Below are 26,185 nucleotides of genomic sequence, written 5' to 3'. Positions count from 1 at the left end.
GTTCCTCCTTCCATGAAGCGCTGGCAGCGAAAGCGTCGCATGAGGCAAGTCATTGTCATTGATCTATGACAATGAACAAGGTTGTCATCCGGGGGACAAATAGCATTCAATTGCCCAGCACTTGGGAGGACGCCATGCAATACGACTACGTCGTCGGCGAATTGCGGCGAGACGACGAACTCGCTGCCTTCGCCCTTGTGTGCAGCGTCGCGCCGACGTTCGACGAAAAGGACTGGGCGGCTGTCTTCGATGACAGTCGGAACTGGCGTTGATCAGCGCCAGCGACCTTACCGGGCGCGTAAGAGGCTTGGCGGTCTTCAGGCTTCTGAGGCATCCAGAGGCGGGCTTGCTCATGGATGTGCCGATCTTCATCGCTCTTAGCGCTGCCGACCACCATCAGATCGCCCAGAGCCTGTTCTCATCGCTGGAGGCTCAGGCGACTGCGTGCCAGTTCATGCGCGTCTGGACCAACCTACCCGGCAGCCTGCAGGAACTGGAGGATCCCGATCTTTTTCGCCGTTGGGATCATGGCGTCATTTATCGCGTGCATCCAAAGCCGATCGGGCCGGCTTGGCGGTGAAGACATAGCCCGCCGAGCGAACGGACTTTATAAGCTTCGGTCGTGCCGGATCGATTTCGATTTTCCGTCTCAACCGCGAAATCTGCGTGTCTATCGAGCGATCGAAAGGATCCCGCTCGCGGTGTCGCGTGAGATCCATCAATACGTCTCTGCTCAGAACCCGCCCTGCATTTCGGACAAAGACGTCCAGCATCTCGAACTCCCCGGTGGAGAGCTCCACTTCGACATTCTCGGGGTTAAGAAGCTTTCGCTTCTCACTGTCGAGGCGCCAGCCTTCGAAAGCCAACACACCATCCAAGTTCGGGACCGGCTTGCTGTCTGTCTGATAGCGGCGCAGGATCGATTTGAGTCTCGCGTGAACCTCGCGAAGATTGAAGGGCTTCACGACATAGTCGTCAGCTCCGACTTCCAGGCCGACCACGCGGTCGACGACGTCCTCGCGTCCCGTGAGCATCATGATCGGTACGTTCGAGACGCTTCGTATCTCTCGGGCCAGATCTATCCCGTCCTGATCAGGAAGGACGAGGTCAAGAAGCACGATGTCGAATGGTCTCGCGCTCAGCGCCGATCGCATCTCCCTGCCGGTCGCCGCGCAGGCAACTTTGTAGCCCTCATGCTCGAAGTATCGCTGAAGCAGCTTCCGGATGTGCGGATCGTCGTCGACAACAAGGATTTGCGTTTCTGCTGGAGACCCCATGCCCATAGTCGCTTCCGGATCAGTGCAGTTGAACGAGCCCGAAAAATGCCGGATCGGGCGTAGATTACGTCAGAGATCATATTGGTCAATCGGGTCTTTGGTCGCTTGCATTGAACGGATCGACGGCGACATCCCGCCTCTCACTGAGCCGCAAGTCGGGCAAAATCGCCCGCTATTTTGCGCTTAATCAATGCGCTTACACTCTTTCCCCTCACTCTGGTCCACACACGTTGATGATATGGGAGACGAGGCATGGCTGGCGGCTACTTCCTTTGCACCTTGAGGAGCCTGACATTTGCCATTGGCGCACTGGGGCTCACTATTACGTCCCTCGAGACCGCCGATGCAGGTCAATCGGTAACCCCGTCCCTCGCGCCGATGCTCAGCCGTGTCATTCCAACGGTCGTCAGCATATCCGTGCGCGGAAAGTCAAGCGAGGATCAGGATGACACCCTCTACCTGACGCCGGGCGCGCTAAACAAATCGTCCCCGAGCGAAACTGCTGTAGGTCAGATCTCCGAGACGACAGGAACTGGGGTCATAACCGATGCACGCAACGGCTACATCCTCACAAACAACCATGTGATCGAGGGCGCAACGTCCATCAAGGTGACGATCGCCAGTGGCGAAAGTTTCGACGCGGCCGCAGTTGGCGCCGACGCCCAGACCGATCTGGCAGTCATCAGGATCAGGGCGAGCGGATTGAGCCAGGCAATGCTGGGAGATTCCGGTTCGTTGAACGTCGGCGATTACGTTGTCGCCATCGGCACTCCATACGGCCTGGGGAAGTCAGCGACGTTCGGCATCGTCAGTGCGCTCGATAGGTCCGGGCTGGGGTTGGATTCCGAAGAGGGCTTCATCCAGACCGACGCATCCCTGAACCCTGGGAATTCCGGAGGCGCCCTCGTCGACCTCGAGGGCAAGGTGGTCGGCATCAACACTGCGATCCTTGGGCCATCGGGAGCAAATATAGGGATTGGATTTGCCGTCCCGATCAATACGGCCAGTGCGATCATGCGGCAGCTCGTCGCGCATGGGGAAATCCGCCGCGGCCAGCTTGGCGTGCAGGTTCAGGATAGCGGTACAGATTTTGCCAAGGCCCTTGGAGTGAGCGCTTCGACTGGAGCCCTGGTCAACGAGGTGCGGCCGCAATCCCCCGGCGCCAAGGCCGGCATCATCATTGGTGACGTCATCGCCGCAGTCGACGGAGTTCCGGTCTCGGGCTCGACGCAACTACGGGCACGCATATCCGCCCTCCCGCCAGAAACGCCGGTCAAGCTGACACTTCTGCGACGCAGCGGCAGTGTCGAGGTTGTCGCGACCCTCGCGGCGGCCGCCGCGACGGAGCCGCCGGTCGAAACTGTCGACTACGTCGATGGAAAGGGGTTGCTCGATCTGGTCACGCTCCAAACCCTCGATGCCGCATCCGACGCGTTCGGAAAGGTTCAAGGTGCGGTTATATCCTCGATTTCAGACAATAGCCTTGCCGCGGCAGCTGGCTTGCGGCCCGGCGATGTCATCACCAGCGTCAATCAGACGAACGCAACGACGCCGCAGATGGTGGCCGAGCTATCGAAGGCTTCGACGGACCTTCTCCTTCTCGGCGTCTTCAGGGACGGTCACCGAAGCTTCCTCGTCGTTAAGCGGTAGATCGATCGACTGGATCCGTCGACAAAGCAATCGCGCGTGGTCCGCAAAGCCTTCGCCGAACACGATGAAAGGCGGACAGGGATTCCGCCACGGGAACCCATCTCGTGGAGCGTGGCGTTCGAATCCGGTCGCCGAGCGGGCACCGATAGAAGCCGTAGCGCAAGGTCCCTCACGTTACGGGGCCGGAAGGCTCAGCGAATACGAGGCTGTGGCATGCCGGCGACGTCCACGTAGAATGACCGACGAGGTGACGAGCAAGTCGGTCAGATACCCGTCATCGCCGAACATCAGCTCGACGCCCTCGCAAGGCGCCGATCAAACTCCGTCTGGATCACTTCGTCAAACACCGGACGCTGCGGGCGAGTTACAGGCAAGGTACCCCGCAGCACCGGCGCGTTCAACACGTCATTGTGGCGCAGGCTGCATGTGGTGGATCGCGCTGCCGTCCACCGCCACCGCCTGCGTATCCTCGAGCTTCTTGATGTCGTCCTCGCTCAACGTCGGGCGGTCCACCTTGATCGTCAGCTTGTTGAGCTTGGCCGTAAGAGCGAACGGCGGCGTGTAGTCGGCGTCGTTGACACCGGTCAGCGTGTCGGAGCCGACGTCGAAGGCCTCGTCCCACTGCAGGATCATCGGAAGGGTGCGTTCCATCTTCTGGGTGTCCACAACCTTGCCGTCGACCTTGAGCGTGCCGGTCCCCGATCCACCGACGCCACTCATGTTGTTGAAGGCGAGCGTTCCGACACCGAGACCGTCATACTGGAAGTCGAATTCGACCAGGTGCTTGCCGGGAGTGAGTGCATCCGACCCTTGCCATTTCACCCGCTTGAGATCGACCAGGTTCCAGAGGAACACCGGCTTGCCCTTGAGGAGGTAGAAGCCGTAGCCGGCGAAGCGGCCCCCGGACGTCAGGATCATACCTTCGGCGCCCCCCTCAGGCACGTTGATGTCGGCGGCGATCGAATAGGAACTGTTGAGCAGGAAGGGCGAGTCGCCCTGCGGCAGCCCGGTCATCGGATGGGTGTAGGTGAACTCGGTGCGACCGGCCGTGATGTTCGGGCGTGGCGCGACGATGCGGGCGGCAACCGAGGCGTCCATCGGGAAGACCTGGTACTTCTTCGCCTCGGCGAGGAAGAGATCCTTCATCTCCTTGACCTTGTCGGCGTTCTGCGCGGCGATGTCCTGCGACTGGCTGAAATCCTTGCTGAGGTCATAGAGCTGGAGAACCTGGTTGTTCAGCGGGTCCGGGTTGGCGGCGCCGAAGGCCTCCCAGGGAGCGCGGTTGACCTTGGTGCTGAGCAGCCAACCGTCGTTGTAGAGCGCCCATTGACCGAACATTTCGAAATACTGCGTCTTATGGCGCGTCGGCGCCTTGGCATTCTCCTTGTCGAAGGTATAGGCGAAGCTCGTTCCCTCGATCGGCGCCTGTTTGATGCCGTCCACCATGTCGGGTGCCGGAATGCCCGTCACCTCAAGCAGCGTCGGAACGACGTCGATCACGTGCATGAATTGCTCGCGCAAGCCACCCTTGTCGGTGATGCGCGCCGGCCACGATACGGCCATGTTCTGGCCGATGCCGCCCAGCCTGGATGCATTCTGCTTGAACCAGGTGAACGGCGTGTCGAATGCCCAGGACCAGCCAGCCGACATGTGATTGTAGGTCTGCTCGGTGCCCCAGGTGTCATACCATTTCATCTGCACGTCGACAGGCATCATGTTGACGCCATTGAAGAAGGCGACCTCGTTCGGGGTGCCGAGCGGACCGCCCTCCGCGCTCGTGCCGTTGTCGCCGTTGATATAGATCACGAGCGTGTTGTCGAGCTTGCCCATGTCGTCGATCGCCTGGACGACGCGGCCGATCTCATGGTCGCTATAGGCAGCATAGGCGGCGTAGATGTCCGCCTGCCGGATGAACAGCTTCTTCTCGTCGGCCTTCAGGTCGTCCCAGTTCTTGATGACCTCCGTTGGCCAGGGCTCAAGCTGGGTGTCCTGAGGGATCACGCCGAGCTTCTTCTGGTTGGCGAAGATCTGCTCGCGCAGCTTGTTCCAGCCCTGGTCGAACAGATGCATGTCGCTGATCTTGTCGACCCATTCCTTGGTCGGGTGATGCGGCGCATGGGTGGCGCCTGGCGCGTACATGACAAAGAACGGCTTGTCCGGCACCGTCTGGTTCAGCCGGGTCAGGTAGTCGATGGCGTCGTCGGCCATGCCGGTAACCAGGTTCCAGCCGGGCTTGCCTTCGAAGGGATAGATCTGGGTGGTGTTTCGGAAGAGGTTCGGCTGCCACTGGTTTGCGTCGCCCCCGACGAAGCCGTAGAAATATTCGAAGCCCATGCCGGTCGGCCACTGGTCGAACGGTCCCGCCTGGCTTGCGGCGAATGACGGGGTGTTGTGATCCTTGCCAAACCAGGAAGTCGAGTAGCCGTTTTCGAGCAGAATCCGCCCGATCGTCGCCTTGTCCCTGGTGATGATGCTGTTATAGCCCGGAAAACCGGTGGACTGTTCGGAGATGACGCCAAACCCGACCGAATGATGGTTACGTCCTGTGATGAGGGCCGCGCGGGTCGGCGAACACAGGGCGGTCGAGTGGACATTGTTATAACGAAGGCCGTTCGCCGCGATGCGATCCATCGTGGGTGTCGGAATGACCCCACCGAAGGTGCTCGGCACGCCGAAGCCTGCATCATCCGTGATGACCAGCAGGATGTTCGGAGCGCCTTTCGGCGGCACGATACGGGGTGCCCACCAAGGCTTCGAACTCAGAGCATCGTTGGTGATGGTCCCGCCGAAACTCGGGTCCGGCGCCGGCAACTGCCTGCCATCGATGGTTGTCGTGGCGCCTGGCGAACCGAGCGTTCCTGTGACCTGTTGTGCGCATGCCGCTCCTGCGGCAAGGGCCAATGCTGCCACGGCAGAAGCTAATGACATCAGTCTCGTCAGTTTCATGACGTTCCCTCCAACCGGGTGGTGATCGAAGTCCTTTCATTCCAAGCGGCTCATTCCGCTTCCAGTACGCTCGATTCGTTGTTTTTCCCGACTTAACGCAACCCCGGTCCGCGGAACCCAACACCTACGCCGTGGTAGCCGAATCCAACGCCGCCGCCGACCCCTATCCAGTCGATGAACAGTGCGGTTTGCTCACCTAGCGTGGGCAGCTTCCCCTCGATCAGTCGATAGCCGTAGACGAGGTCGTGACCTTCGACCTTAGGGTCGGTGATCTCGATGACCGCAGCCGTGGTGTTGTCCTGACCGGGCTCGTAGACCGACAGCGTGGCATTGGGCGGGTCGTTCTTGAAGTTGTCCTTGCCCGCCTTCGAGGTCCATTCCTTCAGGTAGAGGTCCATTTTGATATGACCGGCGATCCGTTCCGGCCGGTCGGCGAAGTAGAGCGTGTTGGGGTCCACGTTCACGAGCCGGATGGTCTTTGCCGCCTCGTCGTGCTTGAAGCCCTCCGAGAGCTGCACGAACATCAGCATGGGTTTGGGTTTCTTGCCTTCAGCGTGGGCGGTTCCGGGCAAACCCGGTTGAGATGCCAGACCTGCGACGACGGCGACCGCCCCCGCTGAGAGCACGCCACGGCGCAGGAAATTCGTGCGCTCGCTAAACCTATTGTTCTGCATGACTGCGGCTCCTTCGTTATTTCCCAGTTGTTGCAAGACGGCCGTAGCGGAGGCTTGCGACACACCAGATTGCCAGCACCAGGTGGGAGATAAGCCCCACCCACAGCCCCATGCCGGCCAAACCAGGGCCCAAGTACGCATAGGCGAGCAGGATCGCGGCGATCACATCGTAGATCAGCACTGCGAGGATGAGGCCCGACGTAGCGCGGCTCTCCACATCCTCCGCCGCCCGCCAGCAGGCGACACCCAAGGCGACGAGCGCTGCGCCCACGAAGCGTCCGATGTTCTCTGGAAGCGCGCTGTCGAGACGCTGGCCGAACAGAATCAGCGCCGGGAGGTTCGGGACGAGCAGGAATGCCAATCCCATCGCACCCTCGCCGATTGCGGTCACACGCAGCAACAGGCGTACCATCATGAGGCTCCTCGCATTCGGTCCAAGTATGATCATGGCACTCGCCTGATCGGCGGGCTCGCGCAAGAACCGTTGAGTACCTCCTCCTTGGGCCAGTAGTTCCGGATGATGACGTTGAATTCACCGGTTGGCGGAGCCGGCAGCCAATTGGCTTCCTTGTCCTTCCCCGGCGATTCTCTCTGGATATAGATATCGAGCGAGCCCTGGGTGCCGTAGCTCAGCGCCATCCAGGGTGCGATGTCATAGCGGTTGAGCTGGTTCGGGACATAGTTCGGCCCCTGGTAAAGCCAGACGGACCAGGTCGCGTTGCCCAGATCGCGCCGGCGCAGTAACGGCATCGTTGCAAGATCGTGGCTGCTCATCTCTGCCTCCTCAAAATGCTCTCACTGGTGCGTGGACCCCAGATCGAAGGTCAGCTTGTCGATCTTCCCGGTGAACTTGAATGGCGTATCATAGCGGTACTCGAGGAGCGCCACGCCGGTGCGAGTGTCCTGGCCGACGTCGAAGGTCTCGTCCTCGGGGAACGTCACCGGAATGCCGTGCTCCAGGGAGTTCGTGTCCACTTGTTTTCCATCGACGGAGAGGATGCCCTTGCCGCCCGTTCCCAGATTGGTGCTGTCCGCCTTGTAGTCGAAGGTGATCCGATGTTTGCCTGCTTCCAGTTCAGGCCCTTCCCACATGGTCCGCTTCAGGTCGAGGAGGTTGTAGAGGAACACCACTTTGCCTCGCCCTACTCCAAAGTCGCCCTTGCTGAGGAACAGGCCGTAGCCACCGAAGCGCCCGCCCTGCGTGACGATCATGCCTTCCGCGCCACCCTCGGGAATGTCGACATCGGCGGTGATCGTGTAGGACTTGTTCATGATGTCGGGCGCCGCACTCGCCGGCACGCCACTCAACTCACCAGAATAGGCGAATTCCGTGCGTCCGGCAGTGAGACTCGGGCGCGGGGTGTTCCAGCGCGCGAGCGTCGAGTTGTCGAGCGGCAGCACGTTGTACTTCTTCGCCTCCAGATAGAAGAGGTCCTGCATCTCCTTGAGCTTGTCTGGCATCTTGGCCGCCAGGTCATTGAACTGGGTGGGATCGTCAGAGACGTTGTAGAGTTCCCAGTTGTAGCCGGTGATCACATCCGGCGGCGTCTTGGTGCTCAGTTCCCACGGCAGCGTGGCCGGCGTCGTCGCCGCTACCCAACCGTCGTGATAGATGGCCCGGTTGCCGAGCATCTCGAAGTACTGGGTCGCGTGCGTCGTCGGGGCGTTGGCATGCGCCTTGTCCCATGTGTACATCATGCTCACGCCTTCGATCGGGCTCTGCTTGATGCCGTTGATCATTTCCGGTGCCGGAATGCCGGCTGCTTCGAGGATGGTCGGCACGATGTCGATGACGTGGTGGAACTGTGGGCGCACGCCGCCCACGTCGGTGATATGACCGGGCCACGCCATCACCATGCCCTGCGCGGTCCCGCCGAAGTGGGATGGCACTTGCTTGACCCACTTGAACGGCGTGTCCATTGCCCAGGCCCAGCCGGCCGCATAGTGAGGAAAGGTCCGCTCCGACCCCCAGAATGGATACCAGAGGAACTGATCCTTGACCGGCACGGAAACGCCATTGAAGGTCGTGAACTCGTTTGGCGTGCCGTTGACCATCCCTTCTGCGCTCGCGCCATTGTCGCCGCCGATGTAGATGATCAGCGTGTTGTCGAGTTCACCGAGGTCGTCGACCGCCTGAATGACGCGGCCGATCTCGTTGTCGGCATAAGCAAGATAGGCGCCGTAGATATCCGCCTGCCGGATGAACAGCTTCTTCTCCTCGAAGCTTAAGGAATCCCATTGCGGCAGGCCGTCCGGCCAGGGCGTCAGCTTGGCGTCCTGCGGCATGATACCGAGCCGCTTCTGGTTGGCGAAGATCGTCTCCCGCACCTTGTTCCAGCCGTCGTCGAACAGGTGCATGTCGCCGATCTTCTTGATCCATTTCGGCGTCGGGTGGTGTGGCGCATGGGTGGCGCCGGGCACGTAATAGACGAGCCAAGGCTTGCCAGGAGCAACCTCCTTGAGCTGTTTGATGTACCCTATGGCCTCGTCGGCCATTGCCGTCTCCATGTTCCAGCCGGGATTTCCTTCGAACGGGTAAATGGCTGTCGTGTTGCGGAACAAATTCGGCTGCCACTGGCTCGCGTCGCCGCCGACAAAGCCGTAGAAGTAATCGAAGCCCATGCCGTTCGGCCATTGATTGAACGGTCCGGCTTGGCTCGACTGATAGGACGGCGTGTTGTGGTCTTTGCCGAACCACGAGGTGGCGTAGCCGTTTTCCTTGAGGATGGTTCCGATCGTGCCCTTTTCGATGGGGATGATCGAATCGTACCCTGGATAGCCGGTCGCGATTTCACCCACCACGCCGTAGCCGACCGAATGATGGTTGCGCCCGGTTATCAGCGCAGCCCGCGTTGGCGAACAGAGCGACGTGGAGTGGAAATTGGTGAAGCGCAGCCCCTCTTTCGCGATGCGGTCCATCGCAGGTGTCGGAATGACGCCGCCAAAGGTGCTGGGCGCCCCGAAACCCTGGTCATCGGTCATAATCAGGAGCACGTTGGGGGCGCCTTTCGGCGGCACGATGCGCGGAGCCCACCATGGCGTCGAATCCGACGCCTTCTCGTTGATCACGCCACCGAATTTCGGATCTGGCGGTGGAAGTTGTTCTCCGGTGATCGTGGTGGTGGCTCCGGGCGATCCCGGAGTTCCGGTGATTTGCTGAGCCAGTCCCGGTGTGCAGCCAAGAGCAACAAAACCCGCACATGCAAGAAAACTGCGAACGATCTTCATCTCGGCAGCCCCCTCAAGCGTCGCAACCGGATTTCACACACAACCGGCACAATTAGAAGTTTCTAAACTACCACGCGGGCTTTCTCAGGTCGAGAATTGAGTGTTGCCTGGGGGAACAGGCTTTCGTTGGGAACAACCGCGCCGATGGTTATTGGGCTGCGAGGCGTTCGGCGTTGTTGCCGGCACTCTAATACCTCTACGATCCCCCAGAAGAAATCGCGCCTACATTTCTTTTGCCCTGCTGGGCCCTCAAGAGATATAGGCGCAACTCGCTCCAAGATCGGCGCCGTCCCGGTAATCGAAAGCTAATTGCGCGCTGAGTCAAACAGCATCCAGATCGCCGGATGAGGTCCATGCCGTGAAGCATTAGTCGAGAAGCTGGCGCAGCCGGATCGAGAGTTCCTGCGCCGTGTACGGTTTCTTCAACCAACCGGCCGTTGGTAACGACTTGCTGGCGATACCTGGCTCTGCATAGCCGGATGTGAACAGCACTTTAAGGCCAGGCCTGAGGAGCACCGCCTTGTTTGCCAGCTCGTCACCGGTCATACCGCCTGGCATGATGATATCAGTAAACAGCAGATCGATCGGCTCGCTGGTCGAGAGCAGCTCGAGGGCGTTCGCGGCGTCTTGGGACTCCAGAACCGAATAGCCCGCTTTGGTGAGCCTTGCGACGACGACCCGCCTTACGCGCTCGTCATCTTCAACGACAAGAATCCGCTCGGTTCCACCCGGAGCCTCCTCAGCACTTGATGTCTTTCGAGAATTTTGAACGCTGGCAAAACCAACCCCAGGAAGGTAGATCCGGATCGTCGTTCCCTTGTCGAGTTCGCTAGAGATCTGAACGTGCCCCCCCAATTGCTTGACGAAGCCGTAGACCATGCTGAGGCCAAGACCGGTCCCGACGCCGACACCCTTGGTGGTGAAGAACGGTTCAAACGCGCGGGCCCTCACCTCTTCTGACATCCCCTTTCCCGTGTCTGTCACGGTGATCAGGATATAGTCGCCGGGTCTTAGCTCGGGAAACATCTGTGCGTAATCGGAATCGAGCCGCTCTCGTGAGATCTCGAGCGTCAGGCTCCCGCCGGTCGGCATCGCGTCCCGAGCGTTCAATGTCAGGTTGAGCAAGGCGTTCTGAAGCTGTGACTTGTCGACCAAGGCGGTGTGGCTGTTTCCCTTGATGCTTGTGCGAAGTTCGATCGTTTCCCCTAACGTCCGTCGCAGAAGCTCTGAGAAGCCGGAAACGAGAGATCCTACATCGACGCTCTCGGGCTTGAGAGGCTGGCGCCTCCCAAAGGCGAGAAGTTGTGCCGTCAGTTTTGCACCATCGTCCGCCGCCTCCTGGGCCTCCCGGAGCAGCTCGCGCTGTTCATCTTCGGCAAGCAGCGGCGCCAGCATTTCGAGATTGCCGCTGACGACTGTCAGCAGGTTGTTGAAGTCGTGTGCCAGCCCTCCGGTCAACTGCCCGACAGCTTCCATCTTTTGGGACTGCCGCAACTCTTCCTCGATCCGTTGCCTGCTTGTCAGGTCGCGAATGAAGCCTGTGAATATCCGTCTTTCGTTCGCCACTGCTTCGCCCACCGACAACTCCATTGGGAAGATCGATCCGTCCTTTTTTCGTCCCTTTACGACCCGCCCAAGGCCTATGATTTTCGCCCTGCCGGTGCGAAGGTAGTCTGTGATGTATCTGTCGTGTTCCTCGCGATAAGGCGACGGCATGAGCATGCGGACGTTGCGGCCGATGACCTCGCGGGAGGAATAGCCGAAGAGCTTTTCCGCCGCGCTGCTGAAGGAGGTGACCGAGCCTGACTCGTCGATGACAACCATCGAATCCGGCACGGTGGCGAGGATTGATCTCAGATGCGCCTCGCGTTCTGCAAGGTCGTCCTGGATCTTCCTGGTCTCCGAAACATCCGTGTTCGTTTGTATGACCGCTGGCGTCGGAGATCGGGCATCGAAGACGATCCAGCGCGTTGCGATCGTCATCGGATGCCCGTCCTTATGATGATGGACTATGTCGCTTTCCCACGTGAGGCCGGCATACACGTCCCTTCGGATATCCTCGATCGGCCTGGGGAATTTCGTCCGGAGTAGCGTGTGAACCACCTTCCCCACGGCTTCGTTGCGTGTCCATCCGTAGAGGCGCTCGCACCCCGATGTCCAGTGGCTTATGACGCCGTCCACGCCGTGAATGATGACATTCGTATCGTCGAAAACGCGCGCGATGACGTCGAGGTCCTCCGCCGGAGCTGATGGGACTATGGCATCGTCTGGCATCGCGGCCCTGCCTTCTAGTGGTGATAGTACCCTGGCGTATCGAGACCATCATCAGCAGCTAAGTCTTCTCCGGCCCGTTCTACAAGCCCCGACTTCTTCAGCACCAGAATTTCATGCCTACGGCCCGCCGATAAAATGCCCTGACCTGCCAGCTTCGTAACGGTGCGCGAGACTGTCTCTATTGTGAGGCCGAGATAGTCGGCGATATCGAGCCTGGTCATGGGCAGATTGATCACATTTGTCTGACATCCGTGAGCCATGCTTTTCCGCAACCGGCCCAAGAGAAAGCTGCAAAGCCGCTCTTCAGCGCTCTTGCAGGACAACAGCACCATCTGATCTTGCGCTGCCGCCACCTCGTCGCAAAGCTGGGAGAGCAGCACTGGTCGAAGATCGGGGCGGGCGAGAAGCTGCTTCTCGAATGCCATCTTGGTCTGCCGCTGGAACACGACATCGTCCAATGCCTCGGCACTGTAGAGGTAGCGATTCTTGAACGAGACCCCGACAATGTCGCTCTTGGTAAGGAAACCCGTAATAACGCGGCGCCCATCGTGGAGCTGCCGACAGATTCGAAGATTACCCTCGCGGATCGCAAAAACATGGAGCGCGCGATCGCCTTCGAAAAAGACGATCTGGCCCGCCGTCGCATGCTCTAATTGGCTACGGTCGAAGAGCGCGCCGAGACTGCATTGCTCGCGCGCCGGGCTGGTTTCTTCAAACAGGGGTCGGACATTGAGACTGTTTGCGAACATGATCTGCTCCCTGCAACCGTGAAGATCGCAGTAGACGCTCGCTCCGTTACATGCCGATGCCACGTCCGTGTCGATTGGTCTAAGCTTGTGACTGTTTGTGACAAAACCCCGCGGCAACGGCCGATGTCCGAAGGGCCCTCAAGCCGCCGCCCGTTGGAGATCGCTGATGGAAACGCGTAAGATTCCGCATGCTCAATCGAGCTTTCAAACGCAGTGTTTGATAGACTTTGTTCTGTCGCCGTCGGGCCGCCGTCAACGGTCATCTCATGAGGTGGCGCGCGATGTGCAGCAGCGCTCCATCGCTGGCATCTGACTGATTTGTTTTCTTTCCAGCTTCCAGCCAAGATAGGTTTATGATCGCCAGAATTTCCTCGTCGGATTGAACGACTCCTGCCACTTCGAAGTCTCGCCGAATCGTCTCAAGTACATTGTTGCGTTCGACGTCGAATGCGGCCTTCGCAAGGTCATCGGAGTAGGCTTTGGCACTATCGCCGACGAGGGCCAGTTTTTCCGCGGCCCACATGCCGACCAGCTTATTGCGCCGTGCCATTCGCATTACGTCTGTGCGCAGGCTAGCCATCGACACCCCTCCCTTGCGGCCTGATTGGCATCCTATCGAAAACCGAGACGGACCGACAGAAGATATCCCCCTCCGACCGGTCTCTCAAACCGTCAACACAAGCTTGCCCGGCAGGATGCGGCTCAACGTTGCCATAGCGGATGCCGCTGTCCTTGAGACGAACCGGGGTGAGTGGCACATCGTTCACTGTCGTTCTCAATGATCGCGAGAGAATTCGCGTCCAGATGAGTCGTCAATGTGATAGGAACAGCGGGACGTTGGTATTTTTCAGCATGAAGCGCGTGACGCCGCCGAAAAGGCGCTCCTGGAGCCGCGGGTGATTGTAGGCGCCCATTACCACCATGTCGGCAGCGACGTCCGTAGCATGTTGCCGCAGGGCCTCGTCCACAGGCCGCCCGCCGCTTGCAACCTGGTCGATCGCCACTTTCACGCCATGCCTGGTGAGAAACATGGCAATATCCGCCCCTGGCTCTTCGCCGTTCTCGTAGCTCCTGGCAACAGGATCTACGAGCGTCACATGCACGGAATCGCAGCCTTTGAGAAACTCCAGGGATTGGCGGGTGGCGCGCGCCGCCTCGTCGCTGGAATCCCAAGCGAGAAGTATTGACTTCGGAAATGGCGCGACCGGTTGCATGCGGGGGTTGACGAGGATTGGCGTCGGAGACTGAAACAAGGCCCCGTCGATGATCCTTCGCTGGAGGTCCTCATCGCCCGCAGCTTGGGCTCCGACCAGCACGAGGTCGGCGTAAAAGGCATGCTGTGCGATGTCATCGTCGGCCCACGCAAATTCCGTGTAGACCTCCTGGAGATCGAAGGAGAGTTCTGTCCTTTCCAGTACCTTCTGAACCGCGTCTGCTTCTTCGGCAAGACGATCGATCTGCCTCTGCTGCTCGTCGAGCCAGGTTACCGTCACCGGGTAGACCGAGACTGGCGGAACGGAACACATACAGATCACCATCGCGGACATGTGCGCTCCGTGCGCTTCGCAGAACTCGATGGCGGACTTGAGATCTTGGTCCCAGCGGTTGACGCTGAAGACACACATGACGGTCTTGATGCTCATGGCACGAACCTCCCTGTCACATGAGATAAGCCTATCCCTTACCGAAAGGGTTTCCTTGATGTGCGTCAAAGTCCGGCAGCTCATTGCTCATCAGGCTGCATGAACTTCTGCTAAAATGACACTCGAGGTTCAATCCGATCGATGCCGGATGGGACGGGCGGACCTCCTGACGGCAAAGCTAATTGTCGAAAGACGCAGGGCTCGCCTCGCTCTGGGCAACGGTCTGCTACGGGTGGCGCGGCAAGTCGCCTGGTTCGAGTCCGCCTACTTAGGGAGAATGTTCACCCGAACAGACGCGCGCCATTTGACCAAGCTCAATGAACAAAGTTCTCCGTGGATGAAAAATGGTCGGCGAAGGGAAGGAGCCGGCGATGCTAAAGATTTTTGTGATATGCCTTGCGATCGCGGCAGCGGTTCTTACTAATCATACCGTCATGGCAAAGACGCGCAGCCAAAGCCGCGCAGTCGGTGCCCAATCTGAACAGAAACCACCCAAGCCCAAACTTGGATATCTGAATCTGTTTATTCCGCCGACCAAGGGAAACGGGTTCTGACATCTCATTTTTGCCCAGCGTGATGCTGAGCAATGATGCTCGCAGATCACGGCTCTGATGTCCGTTGTCATTTGCTTTGGGCGCAAGGAGCCTCCTTCCAAAGAATGGCTGGTTTTATCCTTGCGGGCTCTTTCGCACACGCATCGGAATGCATGCGGCGTAACGATTTGCGGCATTTGCCCTTCGCGCTGTGCACTTGAACACGATGTCTTTGACATCAATCAAGGTCTTCTCAGCGGAGATGAGTAAGTATTGACAATACTTCCAACATCCGGAGAGCGGCAGATGAACCAGCTGTTTCTAACCCGATCCGACTTGGACAAGCTTTCTACCGCGGTTCAGAATTGGTATCGCCACTACAGTGTGCCGTTAGATGAGGCGGTTTCTTCGCGTGTCGGCGCGCTGGCGATCCAGATCTACCAACACGGCATCAGCAGCGTAGATGATATTTCGCGGATACTTATCGCGAGACTTCCGCCAGAACGCGCTTCGGGGAAACTGCATTCCGACACGGTTCACTAAGGTTTTTGAACTTCAGGCGAAGATCCCCCAAGCCAACGCGAAACGTGGCTATTCAAACCACCCAAGATCGGCCTAGCGGCCATTGCCGATGCCGGCCACCAGTCTGGTGACTCCATTACCGACAACTGTTGGGCGGCCGGAATTCGACGGAAACCGAGGCTGCGAACTCCCCTGCGAGGCCTTCATGGGAGATCAAGGACACAGCTGCCGGCGCGTTTACGCAATCTGCACCGCGGCTCGGCGGGAGACCTGATCCATATAGATGCCGTAGAAGAGATGGGGAGAGGCATGCGCTGGTGGGACATCGTCAGGCTTCAGCGAGCCGATCTCCCACCAGTTGATGTGTTTCTGAAGCAAAGACCACGCGTGAAGACGTTCCTCGTGCCAGGCATCGTCGTCAGGAAACTCCTGGAACTTGCCACTGAGCACCACGCTTCTCCAACTCTCCTTCGATGGCCATTCCTAGATTTGAAGGCATACCTTCGGATTCTGTCGCATCCACTCGACTTTTCGTCCGGGCATGGAGTAGCTGTAGGCTACTCTTGACTAGAACGCGAAGAAGATGGGGACGACGTAGGGTTGTCCGTCTTTGCTGCAGGCCAGATGGCCAAAGTGCCCTCCTTTCAGCATTTCTAGGCATTCCTCATGCGTCATGTTTCTCAATGCCGTTGACATTCCAACCGCGCCTCAAAGTCGATCCTCGATCGATCGTTGCAAACGAAGGTCCGACCGGATGACACTGTCTGCACGGTACAAAAGCACGCTGAACACCGTCGCGATCATCACTATGAGAACCAGCAGCAAGGCATGGTCAAGGACGAACCAGCGCAGCCATTTGTAACCGTCTTGAGCGTGCATATTGGCAATCCTACTTGATCAGCAAGGCTGCGATCAGCCTTGCCATTTCTTTTCGAGATGTCCCGGATCAGCCTCTGACCGCGAGATCGTTGGTGACGCTGACGACTCCAGGAATAGACCACGCCGCCCGCTCCGCAGCGCTGCGTTCCCGCCAACCGGTTACCCCACCCTTCAGCGTGACGTTGCCACCGGAAACGTCGACCTGGATTCGGTCCGCCTCCACCTCGGCATTGCGTTTCAGAGCGCCTTCAATGCGCTTTTTGACATCGGGAATGGAAGACGCAGGCTTGATCGACAAGACGTTGGTGACGCCCACGACACCGCCAAGCTTCATGACCGCCTTCTCGGCAGCCACGCGCTGGAAATGCCACGGCACTTCTCCCGAGAGTGTCACCCAGCCTTTTTGAACCCTGACGTCGATCGCGCCGTCAGGCAGAAGCGCGTCCCATTCAATAATGTCCAAAGCCCGTGCCGCGATCTCGTCGTCCGCATGGTGCTTGTGGCCCGCGTACCGGACCTCGAGGGTCTCGGCGATCGCACGCACGCCCTTGACCCGTTTCACCGCCATTTCCGCAGCGATCTTTTCAGCGTAGCTGCCAACATGACCTGACAGAGTGACGACGCCCTCTTCCACCGCGACACCGATATTAGCCGCATCGACGCTCGGTTCGAGCCCGAGTTCGTCGATAATGTTTTGGCGTAGTGCGAGATCGTTCATGACATTTCTCCATCGAACAACTTTCCCTGAGGGAAGACCTCGCCTTCATGATCGTCTCTTTTGCCGGGGCTACATTGCGCTTGATCAAACCAGATGAAATTGTGCGCCAGCGATAGCGGCGGCGCAGGGGCCGACACGCCATTTTGAGCCATGTCAAAGTTCTCGTTTCCGTTCGTCGCTAAAATCGATCCTCATCTAGCCAGGGAAGGAGGCTGTCCCATGACAGACGTTACATTGAGGCAGAATGTACTGGACGAGTTGGAATTCGAGCCTAGCATCGATGCGGCCCATATCGGCGTAACCGCCGAAGGCGGCGTCATCACGTTGACCGGCCACGTTGCGACCTACGCGGAAAAGGACGCCGCCGAACGTGCGGCGCGACGCGTGAAGGGCGTGCATGCCATAGCCCAGGAAATAGAGGTGCGCCCCTATGGCACTCATGTAACCGCAGACGACGAAATCGCCAAGCGCTCGATCAGCACGCTGGCATGGCGTACCACCGTGCCAAGAGATGCAGTCACTGTCAGGGTTCAAAACGGCTGGGTCACCCTCGAAGGCAAGGTTGAATGGCAGTATCAGAAAAACGCAGCTGCGAGTGCAATTCGTGATCTGGCAGGCGTTGTGAGTATCTCAAACCTGATCGCGGTTACCCCTCGCCCAACCTCGAGCGACGTCAAGCAGCGGATCGAAGAAGCGTTCCGGCGCGACGCAGAACTTGAGGCTCAAGCCATCCAAGTGAACGTGCTTGACGGCAAGGTCACGCTTGATGGAACCGTAAAGCGCTGGTCCGAGCGGCAGGCCGCCGAACACGCCGCCTGGTCGGCTGCAGGCGTAAAGTCCGTCGAAGATCACCTGCGTATCGGCTGAAGCTTGAAAGGATTCGAGGCGTCAAAGGTTGAGAGTTCGCGTCTTGAATCCTGCCCAGGGATCTCATGCAGATGGAGAGGCTGCCCTTCTTTGCCTAGTCAAAGCGAGCTGGTATCCCAAACTCCCAGTCAGCATCGCCGTTGCGAACAACACCGCCTGCCACCGACCCGCAGCCGCGCTTCCAAGTCAAACATCCAGTCAGAAGACACGGGCCGATAATCGCCTACCGGCCGCGGAATACTTTGACGGGGATCAAAGTAGGATGTGCAGAGCCGTGCTTTGATATCTTTGCTCAGTGTGGAGCGAGCATTTCAGGGATCCGGCATGCGGATCCGCTTGGTACAGGAGATGAACTATGCGCGACACATTACCCGTCAAAAAAGAGCAGAAGGCCATTCCACCCGCAACGGGAGGATTTTGGTCGCCATTCGATACATTACGGACGGAAATCGATCGCCTTTTTGATGACTTCGGCCCGTCTTCCCGGCATCCCCTATCCGTTTTAGGACGCACTCCGGCGGGCGCTGGCGGCTGGATGGTATCCCCCGCCGTGGACGTGGTCGAGAAGGATGACGCGTTTGAGATCACCGCCGAGGTTCCAGGCCTCGACGAGAAAGATATTGAAGTGAAACTTGCGAACCGACTGCTCACGATCCGCGGCGAGAAGTCTGAAGAAAAGGAAGAGAAGGACAAGTCTTATCACGTTTCGGAACGTCGTTACGGCTCCTTCCAGCGATCCTTCCAACTTCCGGAATACGTCGATACGGAAAAAGTGAACGCGTCTTTCGCAAAAGGTGTTCTGAAGGTCACGCTGCCAAAGACACCGGATTCCAAAAAACGCGATCGAAAGATCGAAATTTCCGCGGGCTGACCTAAGGGACGAGTCCCACGGTCGATGCTTGATACGGCGTTCAATAGGCGTTTCGGTGATGCGCGCTCAGCCCAACTAGCCCCGCTTCGAACGCGGGGCTTTCGCTAGATAGTATTACGACAGGTCGGGCTGCTCCTGGTCAGTATGGTATTGGAGACGTCGTGCCTCGAGCGTCTTGAACTGCCCTTGGGCAAATCGTCTCTAGCGGTTGCGGCCAGAGGCCGACGCTCGGCGACGAGAACGCGTTTACACGACCATTGGATCCAACGTCCGCAGCGATTGAACCCTAGAGCTCCATCGGCGAAGGGGTCGTCGGATGGGCGGGCTCCGGTATCTCTGTCATCGTCGCCTCCGTCAGGAGGAGGATGCTTGCAACCGAAACCGCATTTTCGAGTGCGACGCGCACAACTTTGGTGGGGTCGATGATGCCGGCCTGCAAGAGGTCTACATAGCGGTTACAGGAGGCATCGAATCCCATATTTCCTTCTCCCGAAAGCATTCTTGCGACGACGACACCGCCGTCCACCGAAGAGTTTTCGGCAATCTGGCGGGCTGGAATCTCGAGCGCCCGCTTCAGAATCTGAACACCTGTCCTCTCATCTCCTACGCAGAGCTCCTCCTCCGAAGCCACGGCTGCTATGCACCGGAGCAAGGCGAGGCCCCCGCCGGGAAGTATCCCCTCTTCCATCGCCGCCTTGGTTGCACTGACGGCGTCGTCGAGCGCATCCTTCCTGGCCATGGCCTCAGCCTCCGCCGGAGCGCCGACTCGAATGACGGCAACGCCGCCCGAAAGCTTGGCGAGGCGTTCCTGAAGCTTCTCCTTGTCGTAGTCGCTGGTAGTTTCGGCGATCTCACGGCGGATCTGATCGGCACGGCCGCTGATGGCTAGCTTCGCACCTCCGCCACCGATGATCGTCGTCTTCTCCTTGTCGATGACCACGCGGGCGGCTGTCCCAAGCTGTTCCAGGGTTACCTTGTCGAGCTTTAACCCGAGATCCTCCGAGATGACTTGCCCACCGGTGAGTATCGCGAGATCCTGCAGAATGGCTTTGCGGCGATCGCCGAATCCGGGCGCCTTGACGGCACAGTTGCGAAGCGTGCCTCTGATCTGGTTGACGATCAGCGTTGCCAGTGCCTCGCTTTCAACGTCCTCGGCTATAACGAGAAGCGGCTTGCCGGAGTGCGCGACCTGTTCGAGCAGGCTGACGAGGTCGCCTAATGCCGCGATCTTCTTGTCGAATAGGAGAACCTTCGCGTCCTCGAGGACGCTTTCCATCTTTTCTGGATCCGTCGCGAAATAGGGAGACACATAGCCTCGGTCGAACTGCATTCCCTCCACGACGTCGAGCCGGGTTTCCATCGTCTTTGACACCTCGACGGTTATCACGCCTTCTTGCCCGACCTTCGCCATCGCTTCGGCAACGAGCGCCCCGATGCTCTCGTCGTTGTGAGCTGAGATTGCCGCGACTTGCTGCTTCTCCTTGTCTGTCGTTACGGGACGAGAAAGGCCCCGCAAACCCTGCACCGCCCGCGTCGCACCCCGGTCAAGCCCCCGCTTTAGATCGATCGCACTTGCGCCGGCCACAACGTTTCGATGTCCATCGGCCAGGATGGCATGAGCGAGAACGGTAGCCGTGCTGGTCCCGTCACCCACGACTTCGCCGGTCTTCTCCGCCGCCGCACGAAGCATTCGAGCGCCCAGGTTCTCCTCCGGATCCTTGAGGTCAAATTCTTTAGCGATGGTGACGCCATCGTTGCATACAATCGGAGCGCCCCACTTCTTTTCGATAAGCACGGACTTCGAGCGAGGACCGAGCGTAATTCGAACTGCGTCAGCCAGTCTGCCTGCGCCTTGCAGTACTTTCCCTCGGGCTTCCGAATGGAAGAGAACTTGTTTGTGCGGCATGGAATGTCTCCTCGATTGTGGTCGGCTGACACCTCAAATCTAGTAATGACTCGAAATTCCTCTCGTGAAATTGATCCACGTCAAATGCCGTCCTTCCCTGTTGCAGGTGCACACCGCGGTGCCCGAGGCGAGGTATTTGCAAGGCCTCCAAAGCGAGTGCGTATTAGGGCATCCATTGAAAATACATCGTAGCGGTTTCACCGAGAGTGGCTCTCGATCCACGCAACGAGATCCGCGACCTCGGACCGTGTGAGGGAAAGATTCGGCATCCGGGAATGATGCGGGGCCCTTAGAAAGACCCCAAGTGACTGCTCGTCGAACCGGCCCGAGCGCCCGATTTGGGCAAAGGTTGGAATTTGGTCGGAACCCTGCTGCTGTCCCGAGGTCACGATGTGACATCCAGAACACCAACGTTCGGCAATGCGTTCACCGTTGCGTGGATCTGCCGCGGTGCTCTCGCCGACGAACATGACAAGGAGAGTGCCGAGAATAGCCCACGCCTGAAGCATTAGTTTTGTTGGCATTACAGTCCCTCCCACTTCACTCGGCGGCCCACGGACACGATCGGGTCTCAGGCAAATGTCTATCTGCGGCCATATCAGCGATTTTGGAGCAGTCCCTCGGAAACAAAACTTCGAAAACATCGTGCCGTCCCCTGACGATCACAGTACAGGAGGCACGCCCTTGTTCTTTGATCTTCATCAATCTGACTGTCGGAACCGTGGCAACGCCCGAGGCTGAGTTACTATGTCCACGAGTCATGGGAGTTAGCGGGCGCGATACGGGCCAGCGGTCGGCTTCATCAGGTCGCTCTGTTTTGCCGGGACCCGCCGGACTGCGCGCCTTCGTGCTCAGACCTCAACCAATCCCGTAGAGAGCATCGAGAAGAAGGTGGGCCTGTATTGGCTTGGCTGAGTTTGTGGCCAGAAAACCTCGAGGGTATCCTATCGCGTGTTTCGCCTGAAGCGAACACAAAGGGAATACCTGCTTTCATCAAAAAGTTCGCAATTGGATAGGATTCACTCCCACCTCAGCCTGATGTCGAGCGTTGCCGCGTCAATCTTCTCAGTCACGGCTAAATCTAGCGCTTGCTGGACCTCGGCGGCGGGACCGACGATCGTTAAAGGAGCGACGAGAAGAATTAAGCAAGTGAATTTTCAGCACGTGGTCGGGAAGATGAGCTGCACTGCTTGGAATTCCGCGACCATAACAACGCAAGGGTTACCAGGGGCACGCTTCAAAGGGAACATAGAAGGACCCGAACGCGTTTGCTGCTCTATGCTGCACCATTTCTTGGATTCCCCAAGATCCGATATCGAAGTTTGCTCGACATACAGCTGCTGCCAAACCTGCTGACAAAAATACAAAGCGCGCAACCGCCCCCCAACCTAAGTCCGACCTCCTCTGCCCTGCCGGTCGCGGGGCCTTTTTTGTTTGAGGCGACACTTGTTCGACGGTCTCCGCACCGCGGTGATTTCTCAAGTCTATATCTCTTGAGGTATTTCCGAGGCTTCAATTCCGAGCTCGGTGTCAAACGATCGGCCAATTCAATCGTCGGTTGTCTGCTTCCGCTCGACTACTGTGACACGCGCACGCTCGAGCAAGGCGTGGCCTATGTCCTGGACGTCGCTTCGGTCGCTAATCCGTCATTTTGATCGAGCGCAATGTACTCTGCACCAGGAGTTCTATCCTCACACCATCACGAACGCGGCCGTGGGAGGATTCCATGAACGAACCAGGCTGGCAGGATCCGATAATGGTCACTCTGGGAACATTCGTGTTCGCGCTGCCGTGGTTGCTCCCGACCACCTTCGGGGATCCGATGGAGGGCGATACGACGGCGTGGGCCTTTCTTCTGACCGGCCTGGCAACCGGGCTGGTCGCAGTCGCAGGCATTGTGCTTCCCGGCAAATGGGAAGCCATCGTCGAGTTTGCGCTCGGCATCTGGTTCATGGCCCTGCCGTGGGTCGCCAAGCCGTCCACCGAGCCAACCGCAGCAACCTGGGCCGCAGTTGTCGTGGGGGGCGTCATGGCAGTTCTTTCAGGCGTTTCCGCTTTCTCAGCGCGGGGGCGTCGCCCGAAGAAGGAGTAAGATGATGAGCCTTCACACATCGCGCACGACAGAAGCCCTGCTCTCGGCGGCAGGATACGCAACAGAAGGAGATGAACTAATGGGTGTTACGGTGCTCCCGAAATCCGAATGGACCGCTTATTTCTCGCGCCTTCACAATGAAGTGGAAGGAAGAGAAATCAAGATCGAAGTCCTCGGCGCAACGATTGGCGACCAGGTCCTGGTGAGATCGGCATCCCTACTTGGTGCCACCTATGAACCGAAGGAAGACGCTCTTGAAATATCGGTCAAGGGCATGACGCACGTCGTAGATCGCCCCCAGAAGATCTCGATACAGGATGACGATGGAAGAATCTTCGCCATCGAAGTCATCGACGCCGGGGACAGACACCAACTCATGACGTTTTCCTAGTTGCGGCATCGCTTGAGCGGCCCTCCGCTATCGGTCTCGCGCAACAAATCGGAGTTCGAGCGGCATGATGAACGTGAGAGCTGGAACGCGGATTGCCGAGGCCATCCATTCACCCACATCTCCTCTCGAAGACCTCGGGACGGTGAGCGAGTGCTCGCAGGGCAAGGTCTGCGAGCTGCTTCGTTCAAGCCATTCTGGCATCTCTTCTGCTGAAGCTCGACTTCGGCGAGGGCGATACGGCCCAAACGTAGTTGGTCGCGAGCAGCGCGTGCCACTGCTCGGCGAGATCTGGTCGCGTGCCAAGAGCCCTCTAAACGCACTACTGCTGACACTCGCGCTCGTGTCGTACGCCCTCGGAGATAGCCGGGCTGCGATCATCATATCTGCGATCGTCGTCCTTTCCGTGGGCATGGCATTCGTCCAGGAGCATCGTTCCAGCAAGGCGGCCGCCAAGCTCCGTGCGATGGTAAGGACGACTGCGAGCGTTTGCCGTCCTGGCGAGCCGCATCCCCAAACTGAGGATATCGCCGTCGAAAACCTCGTTCCTGGGGACGTGGTGATACTGTCGGCGGGCGATCTCATACCGGCCGATCTCCGCCTCCTCGAGACCACCGATCTCTACGTGAACCAGTCGGCGCTTTCCGGCGAGGCAATGCCCGTCGAAAAGCAAGCAACTCCCCTTAGCAATTTCATCGAGGGACATTTGGATCGGAGCAATCTCTGTTTCATGGGTTCGAACGTCGTCAGCGGGTTTGGTCAGGGCTTAGTGATCCGAACAGGGGCAAACACCTTCTTCGGAGCGCTGGCCGAAAAGGTCGTGGGGCAACAGGAGGAGACGGCATTCGATCGCGGGATCAGGCGATTTACCTGGCTGATGATCGGCGTGACCCTCGTTCTCGGCCCCTCGGTATTCCTCATCAACGGGATCACCAAGGGTGACTGGCTCCAGGCTCTGCTGTTTGCCGTGGCTATCGCCGTCGGGCTGACACCCGAGATGCTCCCGATGGCGGTGACCGTCACCCTAGCGAAGGGCGCGCTGGCGATGGCCAAGTCCAAGGTGATCGTCAAGCGTCTGGACGCGATCCAGAACCTTGGCGCGATGGACGTGCTTTGCACCGACAAGACCGGGACGCTGACGCGGGACAAGATCATCCTGAAGCAGCACGTCGACATCCATGGCGCGGATTCGCCGCGCGTGCTGCACTACGCCTACCTCAACAGCTACTTTCAATCAGGACTGAAGAACCTCCTTGATGTCGCCGTTCTGGAGCACGGCGACATCCACGAGGCTCTTGGAGTCGACGAGCATTTCCAAAAGATCGGCGAGATCCCATTCGACTTTTCTCGTCGTCGGCTGTCGGTGATCGTCTCCGACGAAGGCGACAAGCACATTCTTATCTGCAAAGGGGCCGTCGAGGAGATGTTCGCGGTCTCCACGCGATACGAAGATGCTGGAGCCATCGGAACCCTGGATGCAGGACACCTGCAGACGGCCAAGGAGGAGACCGTACTGCTGAACAAGAGCGGCTTCCGGGTCGTCGCCGTCGCATACAAGGAGATGACCGGGACGAAGCCGGACTATGGCGTCGAAGACGAAAGCGACCTCATTCTGCTCGGCTATATCTCGTTCCTCGACCCGCCAAAGGAGAGCGCCTCGGAGGCCATCGCCGCGCTGGAAGCCAGTGGCGTCCGCGTGAAGATACTTACGGGAGACAACGAGATCATCACGCGGAAGATCTGCGGGGACGTCGGAATCCAGGCCCAGGACATCCTTCTCGGCCCGCAGCTCGATGCAATGGCGGACGCCGAGCTTACGAGGACGGCGGCGTCTGCGACAGTTTTCGCGAAACTCACTCCAGGCCAGAAGCAGCGCATCGTCCGACTTCTGCGGGAGAGCGGGCACGTGGTCGGATTCCTTGGCGACGGTATCAACGACGGCCCGGCACTCAAGAGCGCGGATGTCGGCGTCTCGGTCGACAGCGCCGTGGATATAGCTCGGGAGTCGGCCGACATCATCCTGTTGGAAAAGAACCTGCTGGTGCTGCGAGAGGGTGTCATCGAGGGGCGCAAGGTGTTCGCAAACATCACCAAGTATATCAGAATGGGCGCGAGCTCGAATTTCGGAAACATGTTCAGCGTCCTTGGCGCGAGCATCCTCCTGCCGTTCATGCCGCTGACAGCGATCCAGGTTCTCACCAACAACCTGCTTTACGACCTCTCGCAAACGGCCATTCCGACCGATACGGTCGACGAGGAATACGTCGCATCGCCGCGGCGGTGGGACATAGCTGGTATCTTCAGGTTCATGCTTGTCCTTGGGCCGGTCAGTTCGATCTTCGACTATCTGACGTTCGCCATGATGCTGTTCGTGTTCAAGGCGGGGACGAACCCCGCCCTGTTTCAGACGGGATGGTTCGTGGAGTCGCTACTGACGCAAACATTGATCATACACGTCATACGGACTGCCCGCATTCCCTTCATTGAAAGCTCCGCCAGTCCGGCCCTAGCAACAACCAGCCTCCTCATCGCGGGCGCCGGCATTTTCCTGCCGCTTACTGGCGCCGGATCGACACTGGGCTTCGTGTCCCTGCCCCTCCTGTACTGGCCGATATTGGCGGCAATCCTCTTTCTCTATGCAATCCTCGCACATCTGGCGAAGGTCTGGTTTTTCCGAAGGTGGGGCTTGTAGGAATGGCGGCTCAATGCGTGACCTACCGAGCAGCAGCGAAATTGCGGTGGGTCAATGAAGCGAAGGCCAGGATCTGGCTGAATGTCCTTTCGGGAGGACAGGTGCGCCATGAGATTTGGGGGCAGACGACACGAGGCAGCCGCACGGGAAGACACGGAGGCGGATATGCGATTTCGCAAGGAAAACGCCATGCCGCGGAGGCTTTCCGGTTTCATCTCGATGATGGGACGGGGCCATCAGGCGCTGTTGGTGCTGCTATCGGTTCTCTTGTTCGCC

General features: G+C 58.8%; 23 protein-coding genes and 1 pseudogene. 9 read left to right on the top strand and 15 right to left on the bottom strand.

What is annotated here, in order from left to right:
- Nucleotides 1-134 precede the first annotated feature (134 nt).
- Together BN77_RS31395 and BN77_RS11935 are read left to right on the top strand one after the other, a co-directional pair.
- Entirely contained in the window at nucleotides 135-272 is a 138-nt protein-coding gene (locus BN77_RS31395) for a hypothetical protein (RefSeq protein WP_007532057.1), read from the top strand.
- On the top strand, nucleotides 269-580 hold the full coding sequence (locus BN77_RS11935; protein WP_007532056.1) for a hypothetical protein: 312 nt from the start codon (nucleotides 269-271) through the stop codon (nucleotides 578-580). The genes BN77_RS31395 and BN77_RS11935 overlap by 4 nt, the downstream gene beginning before the upstream one ends.
- Here BN77_RS11935 and BN77_RS11930 read toward each other — a convergent pair.
- Complete coding sequence (locus BN77_RS11930) at nucleotides 534-1,283, bottom strand: response regulator (protein ID WP_007532054.1); 750 nt, start codon at nucleotides 1,281-1,283, stop codon at nucleotides 534-536. The genes BN77_RS11935 and BN77_RS11930 overlap by 47 nt on opposite strands.
- Before the next feature lie 246 nt (nucleotides 1,284-1,529).
- On the opposite strand from BN77_RS11930, the gene BN77_RS11925 reads away from it, so the two are divergent.
- The gene (locus tag BN77_RS11925; protein ID WP_007532052.1) at nucleotides 1,530-2,927 is read left to right on the top strand and encodes a trypsin-like peptidase domain-containing protein; all 1,398 of its coding nucleotides are present in this window, start codon (nucleotides 1,530-1,532) and stop codon (nucleotides 2,925-2,927) included.
- 405 nt (nucleotides 2,928-3,332) lie between these two features.
- On the opposite strand, the gene BN77_RS11920 is transcribed toward BN77_RS11925, so the two are convergent.
- The 9 genes from BN77_RS11920 to BN77_RS11880 form a co-directional block, all read right to left on the bottom strand.
- Nucleotides 3,333-5,873: an arylsulfatase gene (locus BN77_RS11920; protein WP_007532050.1), complete on the bottom strand. Its 2,541-nt coding sequence runs from the start codon at nucleotides 5,871-5,873 to the stop codon at nucleotides 3,333-3,335.
- 92 nt (nucleotides 5,874-5,965) lie between these two features.
- Nucleotides 5,966-6,547, bottom strand: coding sequence for a hypothetical protein (locus BN77_RS11915; RefSeq protein WP_157224449.1), 582 nt, complete (start codon nucleotides 6,545-6,547; stop codon nucleotides 5,966-5,968).
- Nucleotides 6,548-6,563: 16 nt separating this feature from the next.
- Nucleotides 6,564-6,995: a hypothetical protein gene (locus BN77_RS11910; RefSeq protein ID WP_051177123.1), complete on the bottom strand. Its 432-nt coding sequence runs from the start codon at nucleotides 6,993-6,995 to the stop codon at nucleotides 6,564-6,566.
- The gene (locus BN77_RS11905) at nucleotides 6,992-7,321 is read right to left on the bottom strand and encodes a DUF1214 domain-containing protein (RefSeq protein ID WP_007532044.1); all 330 of its coding nucleotides are present in this window, start codon (nucleotides 7,319-7,321) and stop codon (nucleotides 6,992-6,994) included. Before BN77_RS11905 ends, BN77_RS11910 begins: the two co-directional genes overlap by 4 nt.
- A gap of 21 nt (nucleotides 7,322-7,342) precedes the next feature.
- On the bottom strand, nucleotides 7,343-9,775 hold the full coding sequence (locus tag BN77_RS11900; RefSeq protein WP_007532041.1) for an arylsulfatase: 2,433 nt from the start codon (nucleotides 9,773-9,775) through the stop codon (nucleotides 7,343-7,345).
- Between the two features lie 366 nt (nucleotides 9,776-10,141).
- Nucleotides 10,142-12,049 carry a hybrid sensor histidine kinase/response regulator gene (locus BN77_RS11895; RefSeq protein WP_007532039.1) on the bottom strand — a complete coding sequence of 636 codons (1,908 nt, stop codon included), beginning with the start codon at nucleotides 12,047-12,049 and terminating at the stop codon, nucleotides 10,142-10,144.
- Between the two features lie 14 nt (nucleotides 12,050-12,063).
- Entirely contained in the window at nucleotides 12,064-12,798 is a 735-nt protein-coding gene (locus BN77_RS11890) for a Crp/Fnr family transcriptional regulator (RefSeq protein WP_007532037.1), read from the bottom strand.
- A 259-nt stretch (nucleotides 12,799-13,057) separates the two neighbouring features.
- Nucleotides 13,058-13,378 carry an ATPase inhibitor subunit zeta gene (locus tag BN77_RS11885; protein ID WP_007532035.1) on the bottom strand — a complete coding sequence of 107 codons (321 nt, stop codon included), beginning with the start codon at nucleotides 13,376-13,378 and terminating at the stop codon, nucleotides 13,058-13,060.
- Nucleotides 13,379-13,610: 232 nt separating this feature from the next.
- Nucleotides 13,611-14,441, bottom strand: a complete 831-nt coding sequence (locus BN77_RS11880; RefSeq protein WP_007532033.1) for a universal stress protein — start codon at nucleotides 14,439-14,441, stop codon at nucleotides 13,611-13,613.
- An 839-nt stretch (nucleotides 14,442-15,280) separates the two neighbouring features.
- Between BN77_RS11880 and BN77_RS11870 the strand changes: the two genes are divergently transcribed.
- Nucleotides 15,281-15,517 carry a hypothetical protein gene (locus BN77_RS11870; RefSeq protein WP_007532029.1) on the top strand — a complete coding sequence of 79 codons (237 nt, stop codon included), beginning with the start codon at nucleotides 15,281-15,283 and terminating at the stop codon, nucleotides 15,515-15,517.
- A gap of 216 nt (nucleotides 15,518-15,733) precedes the next feature.
- Here BN77_RS11870 and BN77_RS11865 read toward each other — a convergent pair.
- The 3 genes and pseudogenes from BN77_RS11865 to BN77_RS11860 form a co-directional block, all read right to left on the bottom strand.
- Nucleotides 15,734-16,192, bottom strand: a pseudogene (locus BN77_RS11865) (pyridoxamine 5'-phosphate oxidase family protein).
- A 12-nt stretch (nucleotides 16,193-16,204) separates the two neighbouring features.
- Nucleotides 16,205-16,375 carry a hypothetical protein gene (locus BN77_RS33465; RefSeq protein WP_157224448.1) on the bottom strand — a complete coding sequence of 57 codons (171 nt, stop codon included), beginning with the start codon at nucleotides 16,373-16,375 and terminating at the stop codon, nucleotides 16,205-16,207.
- Between the two features lie 67 nt (nucleotides 16,376-16,442).
- Entirely contained in the window at nucleotides 16,443-17,093 is a 651-nt protein-coding gene (locus BN77_RS11860) for a BON domain-containing protein (protein WP_007532026.1), read from the bottom strand.
- Between the two features lie 219 nt (nucleotides 17,094-17,312).
- On the opposite strand from BN77_RS11860, the gene BN77_RS11855 reads away from it, so the two are divergent.
- Nucleotides 17,313-17,960, top strand: coding sequence for a BON domain-containing protein (locus tag BN77_RS11855; protein ID WP_007532024.1), 648 nt, complete (start codon nucleotides 17,313-17,315; stop codon nucleotides 17,958-17,960).
- A gap of 355 nt (nucleotides 17,961-18,315) precedes the next feature.
- Nucleotides 18,316-18,831, top strand: coding sequence for an Hsp20/alpha crystallin family protein (locus tag BN77_RS11850; RefSeq protein ID WP_007532022.1), 516 nt, complete (start codon nucleotides 18,316-18,318; stop codon nucleotides 18,829-18,831).
- Between the two features lie 286 nt (nucleotides 18,832-19,117).
- Here BN77_RS11850 and groL read toward each other — a convergent pair whose 3' ends face one another.
- Both groL and BN77_RS11840 read right to left on the bottom strand, forming a co-directional pair.
- On the bottom strand, nucleotides 19,118-20,737 hold the full coding sequence (gene groL, locus BN77_RS11845) for a chaperonin GroEL (protein WP_007532020.1): 1,620 nt from the start codon (nucleotides 20,735-20,737) through the stop codon (nucleotides 19,118-19,120).
- 197 nt (nucleotides 20,738-20,934) lie between these two features.
- Complete coding sequence (locus BN77_RS11840; RefSeq protein WP_007532018.1) at nucleotides 20,935-21,261, bottom strand: c-type cytochrome; 327 nt, start codon at nucleotides 21,259-21,261, stop codon at nucleotides 20,935-20,937.
- A 1,202-nt stretch (nucleotides 21,262-22,463) separates the two neighbouring features.
- Here BN77_RS11840 and BN77_RS11830 point away from each other — a divergent pair.
- The 3 genes from BN77_RS11830 (at nucleotide 22,464) to mgtA (ending at nucleotide 25,909) form a co-directional block, all read left to right on the top strand.
- On the top strand, nucleotides 22,464-22,829 hold the full coding sequence (locus BN77_RS11830; RefSeq protein WP_007532014.1) for an SPW repeat domain-containing protein: 366 nt from the start codon (nucleotides 22,464-22,466) through the stop codon (nucleotides 22,827-22,829).
- 1 nt (nucleotide 22,830) lies between these two features.
- Nucleotides 22,831-23,220 (top strand): DUF5335 family protein, encoded by a 390-nt coding sequence (locus tag BN77_RS11825; RefSeq protein ID WP_244426175.1) that lies wholly within the window; start codon nucleotides 22,831-22,833, stop codon nucleotides 23,218-23,220.
- A 64-nt stretch (nucleotides 23,221-23,284) separates the two neighbouring features.
- A complete protein-coding gene (mgtA, locus tag BN77_RS11820) occupies nucleotides 23,285-25,909 on the top strand; it encodes a magnesium-translocating P-type ATPase (protein ID WP_007532010.1) in 2,625 nt (874 codons plus the stop codon).
- Nucleotides 25,910-26,185 lie beyond the last annotated feature (276 nt).

This window comes from Rhizobium mesoamericanum STM3625 (genome assembly GCF_000312665.1).
GTDB classification, from domain to species: domain Bacteria; phylum Pseudomonadota; class Alphaproteobacteria; order Rhizobiales; family Rhizobiaceae; genus Rhizobium; species Rhizobium mesoamericanum.
Note: the sequence above shows the minus strand (reverse complement) of the source record. Positions and strands in the feature narration are given on the sequence as shown.

What these genes read in the sequence shown, in the direction of transcription:
- BN77_RS31395 (WP_007532057.1), top strand. Translation starts at nt 135, where the DNA reads ATGCAATACGACTACGTCGTCGGCGAATTGCGGCGAGACGACGAACTC.
- BN77_RS11930 (WP_007532054.1), bottom strand. Translation starts at nt 1,283, where the DNA reads ATGGGCATGGGGTCTCCAGCAGAAACGCAAATCCTTGTTGTCGACGAC.
- BN77_RS11925 (WP_007532052.1), top strand. Translation starts at nt 1,530, where the DNA reads ATGGCTGGCGGCTACTTCCTTTGCACCTTGAGGAGCCTGACATTTGCC.
- BN77_RS11920 (WP_007532050.1), bottom strand. Translation starts at nt 5,873, where the DNA reads ATGAAACTGACGAGACTGATGTCATTAGCTTCTGCCGTGGCAGCATTG.
- BN77_RS11915 (WP_157224449.1), bottom strand. Translation starts at nt 6,547, where the DNA reads ATGCAGAACAATAGGTTTAGCGAGCGCACGAATTTCCTGCGCCGTGGC.
- BN77_RS11910 (WP_051177123.1), bottom strand. Translation starts at nt 6,995, where the DNA reads ATGATCATACTTGGACCGAATGCGAGGAGCCTCATGATGGTACGCCTG.
- BN77_RS11905 (WP_007532044.1), bottom strand. Translation starts at nt 7,321, where the DNA reads ATGAGCAGCCACGATCTTGCAACGATGCCGTTACTGCGCCGGCGCGAT.
- BN77_RS11900 (WP_007532041.1), bottom strand. Translation starts at nt 9,775, where the DNA reads ATGAAGATCGTTCGCAGTTTTCTTGCATGTGCGGGTTTTGTTGCTCTT.
- BN77_RS11895 (WP_007532039.1), bottom strand. Translation starts at nt 12,049, where the DNA reads ATGCCAGACGATGCCATAGTCCCATCAGCTCCGGCGGAGGACCTCGAC.
- BN77_RS11890 (WP_007532037.1), bottom strand. Translation starts at nt 12,798, where the DNA reads ATGTTCGCAAACAGTCTCAATGTCCGACCCCTGTTTGAAGAAACCAGC.
- BN77_RS11885 (WP_007532035.1), bottom strand. Translation starts at nt 13,378, where the DNA reads ATGGCTAGCCTGCGCACAGACGTAATGCGAATGGCACGGCGCAATAAG.
- BN77_RS11880 (WP_007532033.1), bottom strand. Translation starts at nt 14,441, where the DNA reads ATGAGCATCAAGACCGTCATGTGTGTCTTCAGCGTCAACCGCTGGGAC.
- BN77_RS11870 (WP_007532029.1), top strand. Translation starts at nt 15,281, where the DNA reads ATGAACCAGCTGTTTCTAACCCGATCCGACTTGGACAAGCTTTCTACC.
- BN77_RS33465 (WP_157224448.1), bottom strand. Translation starts at nt 16,375, where the DNA reads ATGCACGCTCAAGACGGTTACAAATGGCTGCGCTGGTTCGTCCTTGAC.
- BN77_RS11860 (WP_007532026.1), bottom strand. Translation starts at nt 17,093, where the DNA reads ATGAACGATCTCGCACTACGCCAAAACATTATCGACGAACTCGGGCTC.
- BN77_RS11855 (WP_007532024.1), top strand. Translation starts at nt 17,313, where the DNA reads ATGACAGACGTTACATTGAGGCAGAATGTACTGGACGAGTTGGAATTC.
- BN77_RS11850 (WP_007532022.1), top strand. Translation starts at nt 18,316, where the DNA reads ATGCGCGACACATTACCCGTCAAAAAAGAGCAGAAGGCCATTCCACCC.
- groL (WP_007532020.1), bottom strand. Translation starts at nt 20,737, where the DNA reads ATGCCGCACAAACAAGTTCTCTTCCATTCGGAAGCCCGAGGGAAAGTA.
- BN77_RS11840 (WP_007532018.1), bottom strand. Translation starts at nt 21,261, where the DNA reads ATGCCAACAAAACTAATGCTTCAGGCGTGGGCTATTCTCGGCACTCTC.
- BN77_RS11830 (WP_007532014.1), top strand. Translation starts at nt 22,464, where the DNA reads ATGAACGAACCAGGCTGGCAGGATCCGATAATGGTCACTCTGGGAACA.
- BN77_RS11825 (WP_244426175.1), top strand. Translation starts at nt 22,831, where the DNA reads ATGATGAGCCTTCACACATCGCGCACGACAGAAGCCCTGCTCTCGGCG.
- mgtA (WP_007532010.1), top strand. Translation starts at nt 23,285, where the DNA reads ATGATGAACGTGAGAGCTGGAACGCGGATTGCCGAGGCCATCCATTCA.